15 protein-coding genes are annotated in these 15,577 nt (G+C 46.2%); 6 read left to right on the top strand and 9 right to left on the bottom strand.

Annotation, left to right across the window (positions count from 1 at the left end; translation table 11 throughout):
* Window positions 1-47 precede the first annotated feature (47 nt).
* Together lysA and HMPREF1705_RS05155 are read right to left on the bottom strand one after the other, a co-directional pair.
* Window positions 48-1,325 (bottom strand): diaminopimelate decarboxylase, encoded by a 1,278-nt coding sequence (gene lysA, locus HMPREF1705_RS05160; protein ID WP_057940732.1) that lies wholly within the window; start codon window positions 1,323-1,325, stop codon window positions 48-50.
* A 51-nt stretch (window positions 1,326-1,376) separates the two neighbouring features.
* Window positions 1,377-2,732: a chloride channel protein gene (locus HMPREF1705_RS05155; RefSeq protein ID WP_057940731.1), complete on the bottom strand. Its 1,356-nt coding sequence runs from the start codon at window positions 2,730-2,732 to the stop codon at window positions 1,377-1,379.
* Between the two features lie 83 nt (window positions 2,733-2,815).
* Between HMPREF1705_RS05155 and HMPREF1705_RS05150 the strand changes: the two genes are divergently transcribed.
* Together HMPREF1705_RS05150 and tsaA are read left to right on the top strand one after the other, a co-directional pair.
* A complete protein-coding gene (locus tag HMPREF1705_RS05150; RefSeq protein ID WP_057940730.1) occupies window positions 2,816-3,301 on the top strand; it encodes a methylglyoxal synthase in 486 nt (161 codons plus the stop codon).
* On the top strand, window positions 3,298-3,729 hold the full coding sequence (gene tsaA, locus HMPREF1705_RS05145) for a tRNA (N6-threonylcarbamoyladenosine(37)-N6)-methyltransferase TrmO (protein WP_057940729.1): 432 nt from the start codon (window positions 3,298-3,300) through the stop codon (window positions 3,727-3,729). Before HMPREF1705_RS05150 ends, tsaA begins: the two co-directional genes overlap by 4 nt.
* On the opposite strand, the gene ppdK is transcribed toward tsaA, so the two are convergent.
* Window positions 3,721-6,390 (bottom strand): pyruvate, phosphate dikinase, encoded by a 2,670-nt coding sequence (ppdK, locus tag HMPREF1705_RS05140; protein WP_083489953.1) that lies wholly within the window; start codon window positions 6,388-6,390, stop codon window positions 3,721-3,723. The genes tsaA and ppdK overlap by 9 nt on opposite strands.
* A 240-nt stretch (window positions 6,391-6,630) precedes the next feature.
* On the opposite strand from ppdK, the gene HMPREF1705_RS05135 reads away from it, so the two are divergent.
* On the top strand, window positions 6,631-7,116 hold the full coding sequence (locus HMPREF1705_RS05135; protein WP_057940727.1) for a ferritin-like domain-containing protein: 486 nt from the start codon (window positions 6,631-6,633) through the stop codon (window positions 7,114-7,116).
* A gap of 59 nt (window positions 7,117-7,175) precedes the next feature.
* On the opposite strand, the gene HMPREF1705_RS05130 is transcribed toward HMPREF1705_RS05135, so the two are convergent.
* Complete coding sequence (locus HMPREF1705_RS05130) at window positions 7,176-7,376, bottom strand: hypothetical protein (protein ID WP_009201892.1); 201 nt, start codon at window positions 7,374-7,376, stop codon at window positions 7,176-7,178.
* A gap of 215 nt (window positions 7,377-7,591) precedes the next feature.
* Here HMPREF1705_RS05130 and HMPREF1705_RS05125 point away from each other — a divergent pair, with 215 nt between their 5' ends.
* From HMPREF1705_RS05125 to HMPREF1705_RS05115, 3 genes are all read left to right on the top strand, one after another.
* Window positions 7,592-9,043, top strand: a complete 1,452-nt coding sequence (locus HMPREF1705_RS05125) for a sensor domain-containing diguanylate cyclase (RefSeq protein WP_057940726.1) — start codon at window positions 7,592-7,594, stop codon at window positions 9,041-9,043.
* A gap of 59 nt (window positions 9,044-9,102) precedes the next feature.
* Window positions 9,103-9,363 carry a hypothetical protein gene (locus HMPREF1705_RS05120; RefSeq protein ID WP_009201894.1) on the top strand — a complete coding sequence of 87 codons (261 nt, stop codon included), beginning with the start codon at window positions 9,103-9,105 and terminating at the stop codon, window positions 9,361-9,363.
* A gap of 62 nt (window positions 9,364-9,425) precedes the next feature.
* Window positions 9,426-9,929: a ferritin-like domain-containing protein gene (locus tag HMPREF1705_RS05115; RefSeq protein WP_242603600.1), complete on the top strand. Its 504-nt coding sequence runs from the start codon at window positions 9,426-9,428 to the stop codon at window positions 9,927-9,929.
* 97 nt (window positions 9,930-10,026) lie between these two features.
* Here HMPREF1705_RS05115 and HMPREF1705_RS05110 read toward each other — a convergent pair whose 3' ends face one another.
* The 5 genes from HMPREF1705_RS05110 to HMPREF1705_RS05090 all read right to left on the bottom strand — a co-directional run bounded on the left by HMPREF1705_RS05110 (window position 10,027) and on the right by HMPREF1705_RS05090 (window position 15,502).
* Window positions 10,027-10,980: a cation diffusion facilitator family transporter gene (locus HMPREF1705_RS05110; protein ID WP_057940724.1), complete on the bottom strand. Its 954-nt coding sequence runs from the start codon at window positions 10,978-10,980 to the stop codon at window positions 10,027-10,029.
* A gap of 24 nt (window positions 10,981-11,004) precedes the next feature.
* A complete protein-coding gene (gene cobD, locus HMPREF1705_RS05105; RefSeq protein ID WP_057940723.1) occupies window positions 11,005-12,054 on the bottom strand; it encodes a threonine-phosphate decarboxylase CobD in 1,050 nt (349 codons plus the stop codon).
* 49 nt (window positions 12,055-12,103) lie between these two features.
* A complete protein-coding gene (gene cbiB, locus HMPREF1705_RS05100) occupies window positions 12,104-13,117 on the bottom strand; it encodes an adenosylcobinamide-phosphate synthase CbiB (protein WP_207382503.1) in 1,014 nt (337 codons plus the stop codon).
* A gap of 94 nt (window positions 13,118-13,211) precedes the next feature.
* Entirely contained in the window at window positions 13,212-15,026 is a 1,815-nt protein-coding gene (locus tag HMPREF1705_RS05095) for an aldehyde ferredoxin oxidoreductase family protein (RefSeq protein ID WP_057940722.1), read from the bottom strand.
* Window positions 15,026-15,502 (bottom strand): 4Fe-4S dicluster domain-containing protein, encoded by a 477-nt coding sequence (locus tag HMPREF1705_RS05090; protein WP_009201952.1) that lies wholly within the window; start codon window positions 15,500-15,502, stop codon window positions 15,026-15,028. Before HMPREF1705_RS05090 ends, HMPREF1705_RS05095 begins: the two co-directional genes overlap by 1 nt.
* Between the last annotated feature and the right edge of the window lie 75 nt (window positions 15,503-15,577).

Raw genomic sequence — 15,577 nt, 5'->3', positions numbered from 1 at the left:
ATTATAATTCACTTATGAGCCAAAAGACAAATTCTGTAAAAAGGCTTTTAATCGTCACAAATCGACCTTTGCTTGGCCAGTAAATCGTCGTAGGTTTCCCTCTCGACGGCCAGGAAATCCTTTCCGTTCTCGACGAAAACAACTGCAGGTTTGGGAAGCATATTATAATTGCTGGCCATAGAATAGTTGTATGCTCCCGTGTTGAAAACCGCCAGCAGGTCTCCTGGCTTGACGTCACCTGGAACAGAAAGGTTTTCTATCAAAATGTCGCCGCTTTCACAACACCTGCCCGCCACGGTTACGATTCTGTCCTTTGGCAGGCCTTCCTTGCCCACCACTTCGGCGTCATATTTAGCCCCGTACAGAGCGGGCCTGGGATTGTCCGCCATTCCACCGTCTACGCTTATATAGGTAGTAGAACCTGCTATTTCCTTGATGGCTCCTATGGTGTATAAAGTTATTCCCGCTTCACCTACTATCCATCGACCGGGCTCTATAGCAACGGAGGGGAGAGGTAACCCAAAGGCAGAACATCTGGCCCTTAATCTTTCCATTACAGGATCCACAAAATAAGATAGCGGTTTTGAAGAAGCATCTCCGTAGGTTCCGATGCCAAAACCGCCCCCAATATCCAGCTCTTCGAGGATAAAACCTTTATCGCTTTCTAAGTTTGCCATAAGCTCAGTAACGACATCTATGGCCTGGACGTAGGGCCTATGATCTTCTATCTGAGACCCCAGATGAAAATGAAGGCCCTTTAAAGCAATGTGCTCCATCGAGAGCGACTTTTCCGCCAAACAGGGCACGCGCTCCAAAGGGATGCCGAATTTGGATCCCCTGTGACCTGTTTGTATATATTTATGTGTTAAAGCCTCCACTTCGGGCGTCACTCTAAGAAGGACCGACGCACGCCGCCCCTTCGAAGATGCAATTTCATTAATTAAATCCAATTCCCCTTCCCAGTCGACGACTATCCTGCCCACGCCTCTGTCTATAGCCATCTCGATTTCTTGACGAAGTTTGTTGTTGCCGTGAAGCACTATATTTGCCGTAGGAAAATCGGCCTTTAAAGCCAGGTGAAGCTCCCCTCCCGATACGACATCAAGGCCCAATCCTTCTTTTTTTATCAAACGACAGATGGCAATAGTCAAAAAAGCCTTCCCGGCATAATAGGCACGAGAGTTTGCGTAACGGTCAAGAAAACCTCTCCGTATTTCTCGACATCGATCTTTGATGATGCTTTTTGAAACCACATATAAAGGAGTCCCGTATTTTGAAGCTAAATCCCTCAAATTACAGCCATCGAAATAAAGACCCGTCCTCATCGATAAATTCATCTCCCCTATTCTCACCAGAAAAGTAAAGTCTCGGTTTAGCTATTTGTTTTTCTGCTTTATTCTTAAAGCCCTGATATATCTTGATAGAAATATCTTAGAAGATAGGATCTTAACTTTATAAAAAGCTTGCTCGCCGGAGTAGGGTGGAATCTCGAAAACCTTGGATTTGGGCCTTGCCAATACTTGTGTGGGATAGATGCTCCTGTGACCGCTGACTACGAAGGAAAGGACACAAGCTATGGCAGCCAGGGGCGTAGCTTGGGGACCCATTATTTCCATGGCCATAATGCTGGCGGTTATAGGGGTATTAGCGGCACCGGCGAGCACGGCCGTAAACCCCATTACGCTCAATAAAATCGGATCGGATCCCGTAAGTCGCGCAAAGGTTGCTCCTGCTGTCGCACCCACGAAAAAGGTTGGGGTCAACACACCCCCGCTACCTCCGCAGGAAAGGGTGATCGCCATGGCAAGGGACTTTATAAAAAAAGCAAACAGGGGAACTCTGGCGCCTGAAAGGGCTTCGTAAACCGTATCCATGCCAAGACCGAGATATCTGGTACCCAGCATCAAAGCCATAGTCAACAGCAAAAATCCGCCAAAAAGGGGCTTTTTCCACCAAGACATATCGAGCCTTTTGAACCTGCTTTCCGTATAATTAAGCATTTCGATGTGCATAATTGAAACAAATCCGAAAAAAATGCCTGCCATTACCGATAATAATATGACCTTCCATTCTAACGAGATCGGGATAATTCTACCGGCTAAACCTGGAATGCCAAAACTGGTTGCAACGATTCTGGCTATAATACCACTTATGAAAGACGGCAACAATACATCATAAAGCATCTGTCCTATGTACAACACCTCCACCCCGAATACCGCACCGGAGATCGGGGTTCCGAAGACCGCCGAAAAACCGGCAGATATACCACAAACTACCAATTTCTTTCTGTCCTCTACGTCCAGGCGAAGAAGACCTGCCAGCCAGGACATCAAGCCTCCGCCTATTTGAGCGCAGGGACCCTCTTTGCCTGCGGAGCCCCCCGAAGCCAGAGTCGTTATAGTGGCTGCAAGCTTAACGGGAACTACCTTTAAAGGAATATATCCTTCCTTGCAATGGACGGCTTCGATGACCTTTTCCGTTCCGTGCCCGTGAGCCTCTGGGGCAAAGGTCTTTATCAAAAAGGCGCTTGCAAGAAGCCCCAAAGGCAGCAGCAAAATACGCCAAAAAGGCAGTCCGCCCACGAAGGAAACAGAACCTTCTAGGAGAAGCAAAAAGACAGAAGCCGCCCCTCCTACAATTAAACCCGCCAACAGGGAAAGAATACCCCACTTGGCCGCGGAATATAGAAGTACAAATACCTCTTCGACCCTCTTATCATCGCCATTTTTCACTTGACATCACCCGGAAACAATTATAGCATTTTAGACGTTCTGTTATTTTATATCGTAAAAGTAATAAAGGGGAGTGAAAAGCTGTGGACAGGAAAAGAATTGCTTTGGTCGCTCACGACAGCATGAAGGGCGACATCATCGAGTGGGCGCTTTATAATAAAGGCACCCTAACGAAACACGACCTCTACTCTACGGGAACCACTGGTTTCTTGCTGGAAAGAGAGCTTGGAGTTCCGGTTTTTAAATTCAAATCGGGCCCCCTGGGTGGAGACCAACAGTTGGGAGCTCGAATTGCCGATGGCTTGATCGATATATTGATCTTTTTTTGGGACCCCCTTAACGTTCAACCCCACGATCCTGACGTAAGGGCACTGCTGAGGATATCGGTCGTCTACAACATACCTACTGCCTGCGACAGATCTACGGCAGATTATCTGATTTCCTCGCCACTACTTAAGGAAACCTACAAGCCGATCCGAAAGTTTAGCCCAGAGGAATACCAGCAGAGCAGGAACCTTAAATTCCTGGAACAGATAAAATCCTACGAGGACAAGGAGGAACAAGTGTGAGTGGTTTGTGGGAAATCTCTCCTATAGGAAAAGTTTTATCCTCCATAAAGGAGCCCGTCAAACCGGATTTATTTCACAACGTCAGATGCTCCGTGGAAATATATCCCGAGTTCAAAGAAGGATTGTTAGGTTTAGAAGAAGAAAGAGAAGTCCTAGTAATGTTTTTGTTTCACCTCAATATTGAGAAATCTCCCCTTCTAGTACATCCGAGGGGAGATACTTCGAGGCCTTTGCGGGGAGTATTTGCAACCTGCTCTCCGACGAGGCCAAATTCGATAGGAACAAACAGGTGCCGCCTGATCGCTTTGAGGAATTCCTATATAGATCTTATCGGTTTGGAAGCGATAGACGGCACCCCCGTTATCGACATTAAACCCTTTTCATGCCTGGATCCCCGATATGATGCTAAGGTCGAAGATCTAATTTAGCAGACCCAACGATGAATGGGCGGCCGAAAGCCTCGCTACGGGAATACGCATTGCCGAACAGCTGACGTAATCAAGCCCTACGCAGTCGCAAAAGGCAATGCTCGACGGATCCCCGCCGTGTTCCCCGCATATACCAAGCTCTAAGTCCTTTTTCGCGCTTCTGCCCTTTTCGACTGCCATCTTCATCAAGGCTCCCACCCCTTTGCGGTCCAAAGTGCGGAAGGGGTCTTCCGTATATATCCCCAGACGCACGTAGGCTGCCAAAAATTTACCCTCCGCATCATCCCGGGATACGCCTAAAGTTGTCTGAGTGAGATCGTTGGTGCCGAAGCTAAAGAAGTCGGCGTATTCAGCTATCTCATCGGCGACTATAGCTGCCCTTGGCAACTCGATCATCGTGCCTATTTTGCATCTCCAATTCTCTCCGTAAGATTCGGCAATTTCGGCAACTGCCCTTTCGATATTCGTCCGAAGCATGCACATCTCCTGCCCGGTCGCGACAAGCGGAACCATGATTTTGACCTTGACGTCAACGCCTCTTTTAATCAGCTCGCAGGCCGCCTGAGCAATGGCCTTCGCCTGAGCTTCGTATATTTCGGGGTAGAGCACGCCGATACGGCAACCCCTGAAGCCCAACATAGGGTTGCTCTCTTGAAGCCCTTCAATCCTCCTCAAAAGGATCTCCAGTCTCTGCGCTTCTGAAGATTCTCCCCTGCCCTCGGACCGAAGCTGGGCTAACTTCTTGGCTACATCCTTCCCCTTTGGCAAAAACTCGTTTAGAGGGGGGTCCAACAATCTCACAATAATGGGAAGGCCTTGCATCACTTCAAAAATTTCCACGAAATCGTCCTTCTGCAATCTGGCGAGCTTCTCCAATGCATCCATTCTGTCTTCGGCCTTTTCCGCCACAATAACCTGCTGCATTATGGAAAGGCGATCGCTTTCTCTAAACATATGTTCCGTCCTGCACAGCCCGACTCCTTTTGCGCCAAGCTTTCGAGCCTGCCTCGCTTCTTCGGGAGTATCGCAGTTTGCCCACACCTGAAGCCTGGCGAACATGTCGGCCATATCCAGGAAGTGATGAAGATATTCTTCGTGCATGGAGGGCTCGATTAAGGGAGCCTCTCCCGTGTACACCTTTCCGCTGGTTCCGTCGATCGTTATTACATCATCTTTTTTAACGGTAAATTCTCCTACGGTAAATCTCTCGCCGATAAGGTCGATGTTTACCGCCTCACATCCTACAACACAGGGAATTCCCAATGAACGGGCAACTAAAGCGGCGTGGCTCGTCTGCCCTCCCCTGCTCGTAAGCAACCCGGCTGCCCTGGAAAGACCGTGTATATCCTCAGGGGTCGTTTCAGGTCGTACGAGTATTACAGGTTCTCCGCTTTTGCCGCGCTCTTCGGCCTCGTCTACATTGAAAACCACCTTTCCTGTAGCGGCGCCAGGAGATGCGGCTATACCTTCTGCTATGGAAGATAAATCTGCCGAAGGATCGACTTGTCGATGGAGCAGCTGTTCGATCTCTTTTGGCGTTACTCTGGTTACCGCTGTGCGGGCATCGATTATGCCCTCCTTGACCATGTCTGATGCTATCCTTACTGCAGCCTTAGCCGTGCGCTTCCCGTTTCGAGTTTGGAGTATATATAGCTTGCCCCTTTCTACCGTAAACTCTATGTCCTGCATGTCTTTGAAATGTCTTTCAAGCTTTTCGGCGACAATTTTAAGTTCTTCGTAAATATGTGGACTGGCCTCCTTTAACGCTCCTATGGGTTGAGGAGTTCTGATTCCTGCCACGACATCTTCGCCCTGAGCGTTAATCAAAAACTCGCCGAAAAGCTCCCTATCGCCCGTAGAGGGATTGCGGGAAAATAACACGCCCGTGCCACAGTCGCTCCCCAAGTTTCCAAAGACCATTTCCATTACCGTGACAGCGGTTCCCAAATCATCGGGTATATTGGCAATTTTCCTGTAGGTTACCGCTCGTTTGTTGTTCCAACTCCTAAATACGGCCTCGATGGCCATCTTTAACTGGACCCAAGGATCTTGAGGAAAGGGTTCTCCGCTTTCCGATTTCACTATTTCCTTGAAACGGCTGATTATTTTCGCCAAATTTTCTTCAGGTATCTGATGATCAAATTTGATATTAAGTTGTTCTTTATGCTCCCTTAAAACCTTCTCGAAATGATCAATGTCGATACCTAATACCACGTTAGCAAACATCTGTATAAACCTTCGGTAACAATCGTGAGCAAAACGTGGATCCCTGGTGTTTTCGGCAAGAGCTAGAACCGTACGGTCGTTAAGCCCAAGGTTTAAGATGGTATCCATCATGCCCGGCATGGATATGGGAGCTCCAGAGCGAACCGACACCAAAAGCGGGTTTTCTTCTCCTCCAAAGGTCTTTCCGCTGAGATGCTCAAGATAATGCATATGCTCTACGATTTTAGGCCACAGCTGATCAAGCAGTCCGAGGCCTTCTTTCATATAGGCACGGCAAGCCTCGGTCGATATGATGAACCCGTTTGGGACGGGCAAACCTAGCGATTTCATCTCGGCCAAATTAGCCCCCTTGCCGCCCAGAAGGTCCACCATTCCGGCGTTACCCTCGTCAAAGCGATATACATACTTCACTCCTGTCTTGACAACACTCATCATTCTTACCTCCTTGCAGATTTACTATCTGCATATCGCGTTGACGATTTATCTCTAAACTCTCTCATCGTCTCACTTTCATTTTGTTCTAGTATACCACTATGTGCAAATTCAGTGTAGGGCTTATATCGAAACTTTAGTTTACTCGACCCGCTCTTCGTCAATTCGTTGTGTAAATAAAATATTTGAGCTAAAATATTTTTATAAAAGTATGAAAACTTTGCCTTTAGGAGGGGATGAGAAATGGCACAGAAAACGAGGAAGCTGGTCGAAGAACATGCAGACAAACTGATAGAGCTGTTGAACAAAGCTTATGCCGATGAACTTGTAGCCTATTTTTATTACAAAACTGCCGCCCTTTTAGTTAAGGGAATTCACGCCAAAACTGTGGCTGATCAGCTCGAAGAGATTGCCAAGGAAGAAATGGAGCACTCGGAAGAGCTGGCAGAACGCATAATACAGCTGGGCGGAGAACCCATTAGCGACTGGGACGAGATAACCAAAAAGGCCAATTACCCAAAAGTCGATATACCCGAGGACAGATCCGATTACGAGGGCATATTGAAAGCAGTCCACGTTGCCGAGCAGGGCGCTATAGGGGTATATGCAGACATCATTAACTTCTTGCAGAAAACAGCCAAAGACCCCGTTACGTTCCACGTGATACGTCATATAATGGGTGAGGAAATGCATCACGAGGAAGAGGTCGAAACTTTACTGGGCCTGTAAAAAGACAGCTTAAGGCGGGATAAATTATCCCGCCTTAAGCCACATTAAATGAATTTATTTCACAGTGCTTCAGGATCGCAAAGATTTTCAGCTTTTGCAGCCGCCCTGCCGCATCTTCGACAGACGAATTTGGCGTTTCTGACTAATTTTTTATACTCCTCTAAATTAGAATCTATATATCTTACGTTTTCCAAATAGCAAAGATGCTCTTCGTGACCGATATGGGGCATGGTGAATTTTGCTTCTGCCATCCGGGCCATTTTACATCCCTCCTGTAAGCATTTATAATTCTTTTAAATTATACCACCTTTTTGCACAAAGTTTTTGCAATAATTTCGGGCTTTTACGGATATCCCGGTTCGTCAATTATGAAGCGCTATCAATACCCGGATAAATTTTCATATCAGATCGAATGCTCGCTGCTTTCCGATGTATGATTGCAATGCTTTTTGAAAGGGGTTCGTTAATCTCAATTATGAATATATTAAAAACCTTATTGGCATCTAATCCGACGGAAGGACCTAAACTTATTTCTCATATTGTTATCCTCCTTTTGTTGGCAATTTCAGTATATATAACAATTTTGGTGGTTAATCATCGCAAAAGACACGCCAAACCTCTCTCAGACAGGCTTTATGACGGAATTTTTTTGTTCACCCTGATAGATCTTTTGCCGGAACCAATTTACCTAAAAGACGACAAGGGAATCATTTTGATCTGCAACGAAGCTCTTCAAAATTTTCTGCATTTAAAAAAAGAAGATATTATTGGCAAAAGCGTATTTGAAATACTGCCTTCGGAGGATGCAAAAACCTGCGCCGAAAAGGAAAAACCCCTTTTTGATCCCAAAGAAACTGACTGCGTCACCTACGAAAGTGTAAGAATTATAAACGGCAAAAAGCACTATGTCATCGAGCGAAAAAGGGCTATAAGCGACCATAAAGGAGAAATATTGGGAATAATCGGAATAATCATAGATATAACCGAATTAAAACAAGTCCAGGAAAAGCTTATCGCAGAAGAGAACCGCCTGAAACTTGCCCTTGAGATAGGAAGTATCGCCTACATGGAACTTGATATGAAAACTAACGAAATTTATATTAGCGATACCCTACTTCAGTTATTAGGGTATGAAAGTACTGTTTATCTAGGTTCTTTGGACAAATTTGTCAATTTGATACATCCCGATGATAGGGAACATTTCATATCTGGCTTATATGCATGCCTGGCAAGAAACGCAATATTTGTACTACAGTTTAGGATCAAAAAACCAAATGATGAGTATATCTGGTTGGAGTGGAAAGCCAGACCCATCGAAAAGGACTTCGATTCGGGCGAACCGGCTAAAATCGCAGCTGTTATGGTCGACATAACGGGCTATAAAAGTAAAGTTTTGAGGCAGGAACAAATCATCAGCGATCTCTACAGCATCGCCACAACCGATAGCCTTACGGGTGCTTTGGTGAGGTGGGCCGGAGAGGCTTATATAAAGCGCATTTTGGATAAAACGAATAATGGAGGCTTAAATCAAGAACCTGGCTGCCCATTTTCCTTAATAATGATCGATTTGGACAATTTTAAACTTATAAACGACACTTACGGACACCTTATGGGGGATGCGATTCTTTCAAAAATTGGAGAAGTTATAAAGAAGTCTTTGAGAAAGAATGACATATTCGTACGATGGGGGGGAGACGAATTTATGATATTCTGTCAAAATTCCATCGATCAAACGATCCCTATGGCCGAGAGGTTAAAACATATTATCGAAGAGGCTTTTTTCCTGGAAGCGATATCGCCCACAGTAAGCATTGGTCTCACTCACGCAAATCCCGGTGAATCTTTAGACGAAATTTTCAAGAGAGCGGACGAAGCTCTATATAAAGCAAAGAAGGAGGGCAAAAACAGGATTTGCATTGTTCGTTAATGTGATATATAGAGATTGATAACGAAGTTAACTTTATTTAACGATAAGGTGGTCTCACAATGAGTAAAGAGATACTCCTTGAGATGAGGACAATTAAAAAGGAAGAGTTTATCGAATGGTTTCGCCAAATGGGGGGAAAGGAAGAGGAACCCGATGTTTACAAAGGACCATTCTGGAATGCCCATATAGACGAACCTAAAAATATCAAACTTGGCGCTATGAACTTTATCTCCATACGCATTAAAATTGTCGTCGAGGACGATAAATACGATGATTTTATGAGCAAATTCAGGTTGCGATTCTTAAGAGCCGGAGGCTAAATAGGGAAAGAGTGGTATACTTAAAAGGAAACCAGGACATCAAGGGAGGGATAGTATTGGAAATGGAGAAAAAAATATTGGAATTTGCCCTAAAAATGGAAGGCGAAGCGAGGGATTTTTATCTGAACGCCAAAAATAAAGTTAACGATCCCATGGCCAAATCGCTCGTGAACTATCTGGCCGATTGGGAACTGTCTCATTGCAATTTCATTCAAGATCAACTGAAAAAAATCGAAAGCGCCGGCAAATGGGATCCTGCCGCCGCGACAGAAATGGACGAAGAGTCCGCCCGGGAGTTCTTGAGAAAACCCTGGATAGAGGGAGAGCTTCAAAGCTCCCTCGCATCCAGCGTATCCGATATAAGTTTGCTTAGAATGGCCTTGGCTTTGGAGCGCGATTTCAACAACTTCTACAAGAAGGCTGCCGAAAAAATCGATAATACCGATGGAAAAAAGGTCTTAAATATGCTGGCAAACTGGGAAGCGGAGCATATGTCGATAATAGACTCCCAACTTCAACAAATGCACAAAGATTTCATGACAGAGATGGGATTTGAGCCCTTTTAAAAAAGCCGTATTTTGTCACCCTGAGGTGGCTTAAGTCCAAAAGGCAAGCAGTGAAGGACGCGGATTGGGGAACTTCCTGAGTCCATTATGGCTTGCCTTAACTTTCTTTCTCCTCGGGCTTCGGGTAACTTTTCGACAACCTCCTGCTGTCTGCCGGTTCCATATGTATCGTTATAATGCTATGGGGACCGAAGCGCCTTTTAAAATCTCTCTCCAATTGAACCGTTATGTCGTGTGCTCTATTAAGCGTCATCCCGCCTTCTAGCATGATGTGAACGCTCACGGCGATATGGGGTCCTAAACGACGTGTCTTCAAATCATGAATTCCCCTTACATCAGGTATGTTCCATATGATATCAAGAATGTCCTTCTCCTCCTGCTCGGGGAGAGAAGCCTCTAACAGTTCGTTTATGCTCTCCATTACCAGCGGGATGGCGAGCCTCAATATGATCATTCCCAAAATTGCCGCTGTTATGGGATCCAATACGCGCCATTTTTCGCCCAAGAGCACTGCTCCGGCGATACCCAAAAAAGTTCCTCCTGCGAGAAAGACGTCGCTTCTGTGGTCCCACGCCTTGAGCTTCAAGGTGCTGCTATCCAGCTTTTTCGCCATTCCGTTAGTATATACGTACAATAGCTCTTTGACTCCCATTGTAAAGGCCGCCGGAATTAAGGCTATGATGCTTATCTTCTCTATAGACACTCCTCCGGCCACGGAAATTATCTTGTCTATGCTGTTCCACAATATGAACCCGGCAGCTGCGATGAGGAAAATGCCTATTACCAAAGTGGATAGTGTCTCAAACTTGGCATGGCCAAAATCATGGGTGGCATCATGAGGCTTTCCGGTAATACAAAAGCCTATCAACGCTACGGCATCGGTGATGGAGTCGGACAAGGAATTGACGGCGTCGGCCACGAGGGCGCTGCTCTTGCCCCACAGCCCTACCGTCAATTTAAAAATCATCAGCAACAAATTGCATACCAAGCCAATCGATATAACCCTACGAGCATAACGCGCCCTTATCTTTAAATCGTACCGGTCTTCCATAAGGAATAACTCTCCACGGGAAAATTAAGGCAGAATGCCTTTCAACGCTTCTATGAGCCTTTCGTTCTCTTCTCGGCGCTTGACGGCCACCCTGAAAAAGCGATCGTCCAGATACTTGAAGTTGGAGGCATCCCTGATCAATATACCCCTCTCGACTAGTCTTTCCTTGATCAGGCTCGCCTTCGCATATTTGGATTTTAACAAAAGGAAATTAACTTTCGTATCAAAGGCAACTAAATTATCTATCTTATTCAGCGCACTAAGCATATAATCTATTTCGTTATTGATATACATCCTGCTTTCCTCTATATAGGAGCTGTCCTTAAAAATTTCCCTGCCCACAAGATCGGCAAAGGCGTTGACCGTCCACGGTTCCTTGTTGCTGTCCAGCCTTTCAATAAGATTAGGGTTTCCAATGCCGTATCCCAATCTCAGTCCCGGCATTCCGAAAAACTTGGTTGTTGCCCTTACGACAAACAAGTTGTCATATTTTTCGACCAAAGAAAGGGATTCGTAGTTTTTGCACTCCTTAACGAACTCTATAAAAGCTTCGTCTATCATAACGGGCATGTTCAAAGCATCGGCAGCCTTCAAAAGATCCGTCGCTTCATCGGCCGAGATTACCTGTCCGGTAGGATTATTCGGATTACCTATAATCAAAGAATCCCCACATTGCAGATGTGAAATGAGATCGCCTAAATTTAGCTTGAAACCCTCTCTCTCCTCTAGCCTAAAGCATATGGGTTCTCCGCCGTTTACACATGTAGCCCTTTCGTACTCCAAAAAGGAAGGCGATGGTATGATTGGTCTTTTTACTTTAAAGGTTCTCACAAAAAGATGTATGAGCTCTGAAGCACCATTCCCAACGATAATGCTCTCTTGAGAAATGCCCGTGTATTGTGCTATTGACTCTTTAAGGCTGCGATATTTTATATCTGGATACCTAGTAAGATCTGCTTTTTTTATGATATCGAAGACGCATTTCGGCATTCCCAAGGGATTGATATTCGAGCTGAAATCGATTAACTCGCCTTCGTAGTCATAAACATTGCCACCGTGTTCATAGGGGCGCATACTCATTCCTCCTCAACTTGTCCCCGCAAATTGCAAGACTCCGTTAACGTCAAAACAATAAAACCAACGCATAAAACGCATAAAAGGAGACGATCCCCAATATCGAGGAAGCGTACATGATCATTATGCTGTCTTTTATATGCCCTGGCAAAATTTCTGTTCTTTTATCGCCAAGGATCGGCCTCATTTCAAGTCTTCCAAAATAGTAGTTAATACCACCTAGCTGAATGTTCAAAGCACCAGCTACGGCCGCTTCGCCATGAGCGCTATTTGGACTTTTATGCTTTAACCTGTCTCTGAGAAGGACGTGCCAGCAGTTTTTATAATCATAGCCCATAAGAAAAGAAGCTAATACTATCAAAAGGGCAGTTATGCGGGCAGGTATAAAATTCAATATATCGTCCAGCTTTGCCGAAGCGTATCCTATATCCTTATATTTTTCGTTAGTGTAACCGACCATGGAGTCCAATGTGTTCGTCGCTTTATAAAAAAGCGCTAAAGGAGCCCCTCCTATAAATGCGTAAAACAAGGGAGCTATGATGGCATCGGATATATTTTCCGCTACTGTCTCTACTGCGCCCCTTGAAATCTCTTCTTGGTTCATCCTGTGAGTGTCTCTGCTCACTATATAGGACAATCTTGTCCTGGCTTCTGCAAGTTCGCTCCTTATCAGGGCATCATACACCCTGTTTGCGGCCCTGCCAAGCTCCCTGGTGGCAAGACATGTGTATATAATAAAAATCTCTATCAAATCTCCAAGATAAGGATGTATTAAGCGGGCCAAAAGGATGAGCACATAAGATGAGATGAAAGATGAAGCTACTATCAAAAAACACAGGATGAAGCCGGCCGTTTTTAATTCTCTAGAGCTTCTAGCCCGCCTTCTCAGTCCCTCTTCCAGCCAGGTAACGGCTTTACCTATGACAACTACGGGATGGGGATAGCCCTCGGGATCCCCTAACGCTAAATCCAAGAAATAGGCCGCCAACACTTTCATCATCTTTTCTCTCCATCTGATTTCGGCTGCATAATTTATGGCAAATATTTCCCTTGTCCATGTCAAACATACTATCGCATGTTATCCAAAAAAACTCAGGGAAGGGACTTCCTTCCCTGAGTTTTTTCTTAGCAGATTTAAGTGGTATGTAAAGCTAAAATTACAACGAATATTTTGCTGCAATGTCAAGCAGCCCAAGGCTTTTTAGCTTTTCCTTTGTAGGTATTCCCTCCTTACTCCATCCCCTGAGTTCGTAATATTTGGGAAGCATTTCGTGAAGCTTGTTCACCCTTCCCTTGGACGGACCGGCCGGAATCGGCTCATTAAGCAATCTCGGAGGCAGAGTGTCTTCCTTCGGAGATATGCCGGCCGTCAAGTTAAAAAGTCTTTCCAAGTTCCATATCCTTTCGCCGGCAAGGAGCAGATCTTCCGCGGTTACCTCTCTGCCGATGATAGGTGCAACCTCAGAGGCCAGATCGCCTGCATCCAAGGCAAAGGTCAAAAACAAGCAAAAGCCCAATGAATCGACCGCAGCCGTCAAATCCTGAAAGACCTTGGCCCACTGCGGTTTGGATGCAGTATCGGTAGGATCTAGTTTTTCGGGTATGCCGAGGACTTCGGGCGAAGTTAAGTATCCCCTTACGTGACACCCTCCTCTGTTGCTTGTGGCATACTCCAAACCCATGCCCTGAAGAGCTCTCGGATCGTAAGCGGGCATCTCCTGCTTTTTGGCCGACATGGAAAGTTCTGGGTGTCCGTACTTTTCGGCCAACCTGTACGATCCTAGCGCCAATTCTTCTCCAAAGCCTCGTTTATAGCCCGTGTCTTCCGTCAGTTTCACTATTGCCTCAGCGTTTCCCCAATGCAGTGAAACACCTGCTTCTTTCTCCTTTATCAAACCTCTTTCCGCCAGCTCCATCGCACAACCTATAGTGCTTCCCATAGTTATAGGATCCATGCCAAGCTTGTTGCAGATGAAGTTTGCCTTGGAGATGGCTTCCAGATCGTCCACGCCGCACTGCGCTCCGTAGGCCCAGACTGCCTCGTATTCAGGACCCTCCCCTATTTCTCCCATAGCTTTAGTAACCCTTCCGCAAGCGGACGCACAGCTTGCGCAGGCCTTGTTTTTCAGAAGGATGGTTGCGGTCATCGTCTCGCCGGAAATTTTATCGGCTCCCTCAAACCACGCCTCTTTAAAGTTCCTCGTCGGAAGCGCACCGGCGGCATTGATCACGTTCACCAAGACGTTCGTGCCGTAGGCCGGCAACCCTCCGCCGGTCACTGGGTGTTCGGCTATCTTCTTGCGGGCCTTCCTAACTGCCTCCAAAAATCCCTCTTTATCCGCGACCTTTATCCCACCCGTTCCTCTTACCACCACAGCCTTCAAGTTTTTAGAGCCCATGACGGCTCCAACCCCGGTCCTGCCGGCCGCCCTGTGCTTATCGTTCATAACGCAGGCAAAAAGCACCAGCTTTTCTCCTGCAGGACCGATGCAGGCCACCTTAGCTTCGGGATCAGTCTCGGATAAAAGAGTATCTGTGGTCTCGTAGCTATCCTTGCCCCAAACGTGAGAGGCATCTTTAAGCTCTACGTGATCGTTATAGATCCACAAATACACCGGATTTGCAGATTTTCCTTCGAAAATTATCATGTCGTAGCCCGCATATTTCAACTCGGGGCCAAAATAACCTCCCGAGTTCGAAGCAGCTATCGTACCCGTCAAAGGCCCTTTTGTTACGACGTTAAATCTCCCCGCCGATGTAGCAAGCGTGCCGGTAACAGGTCCGGCAGCGAATATGAGTTTGTTGTCGGGGCTTAACGGATCGACCTTGGGATCGACCTCCTCGACAAAATACCTGCTTCCCAAACCTCTAGCTCCTAAGAAATCCTTGGCCCAATCCATCCTCAGAGGTTCCGTAGTAACCTTCTTGGTCGACAAATTTACGCGCAGGACTTTGCCCATGTACCCAAACATCACTCGCTCACCTCCTGGACTATCTTGGCAAACTTGGCAGAAAACTCTTTTTTCTTCTGGAGGCTTATAGCATCCGCCGGCACATAGTCCAAAGCCTTAGTTGGACAAAATTCCACACAGTAGGGATTGCCATCGCACTGATCGCATTTGATGGCAGTATTCTCTTCCCAATGGTAGGACATGTTGCCAAAGGGACAAGCCATCACGCACATTCTGCATCCTATACACTTGGACGCATCCACCTGAACCACGTTGTTGTCGTCCCTGGAAAGGGCTCCTGTCTTACACACACCGATGCAAGGAGCGTCATCGCATTGCTGACAGGTCATGGGTACGTTTGCTCCCGCCTCGAACCTGTAGACCGTTACGCGTGCCAAAGAAGGTCTGAATTCGCTTTCTTTGGCCAAGGAGCATGCCAGCTCACAACTGCCACAGCCTACACACTTCTCGGGAGAAATGAGAAGCACTTTCTCCATTTCCAATCCCCCCTCTATATTTTTTGATTAGCTTTCGCATAGGCCTATTCCCCCTTAAACAGGCCTAAACCTATT

It is taken from the genome of Acetomicrobium hydrogeniformans ATCC BAA-1850, from assembly GCF_000160455.2.
GTDB classification, from domain to species: Bacteria; Synergistota; Synergistia; order Synergistales; family Acetomicrobiaceae; genus Acetomicrobium; species Acetomicrobium thermoterrenum.
Note: the sequence above shows the minus strand (reverse complement) of the source record. Positions and strands in the feature narration are given on the sequence as shown.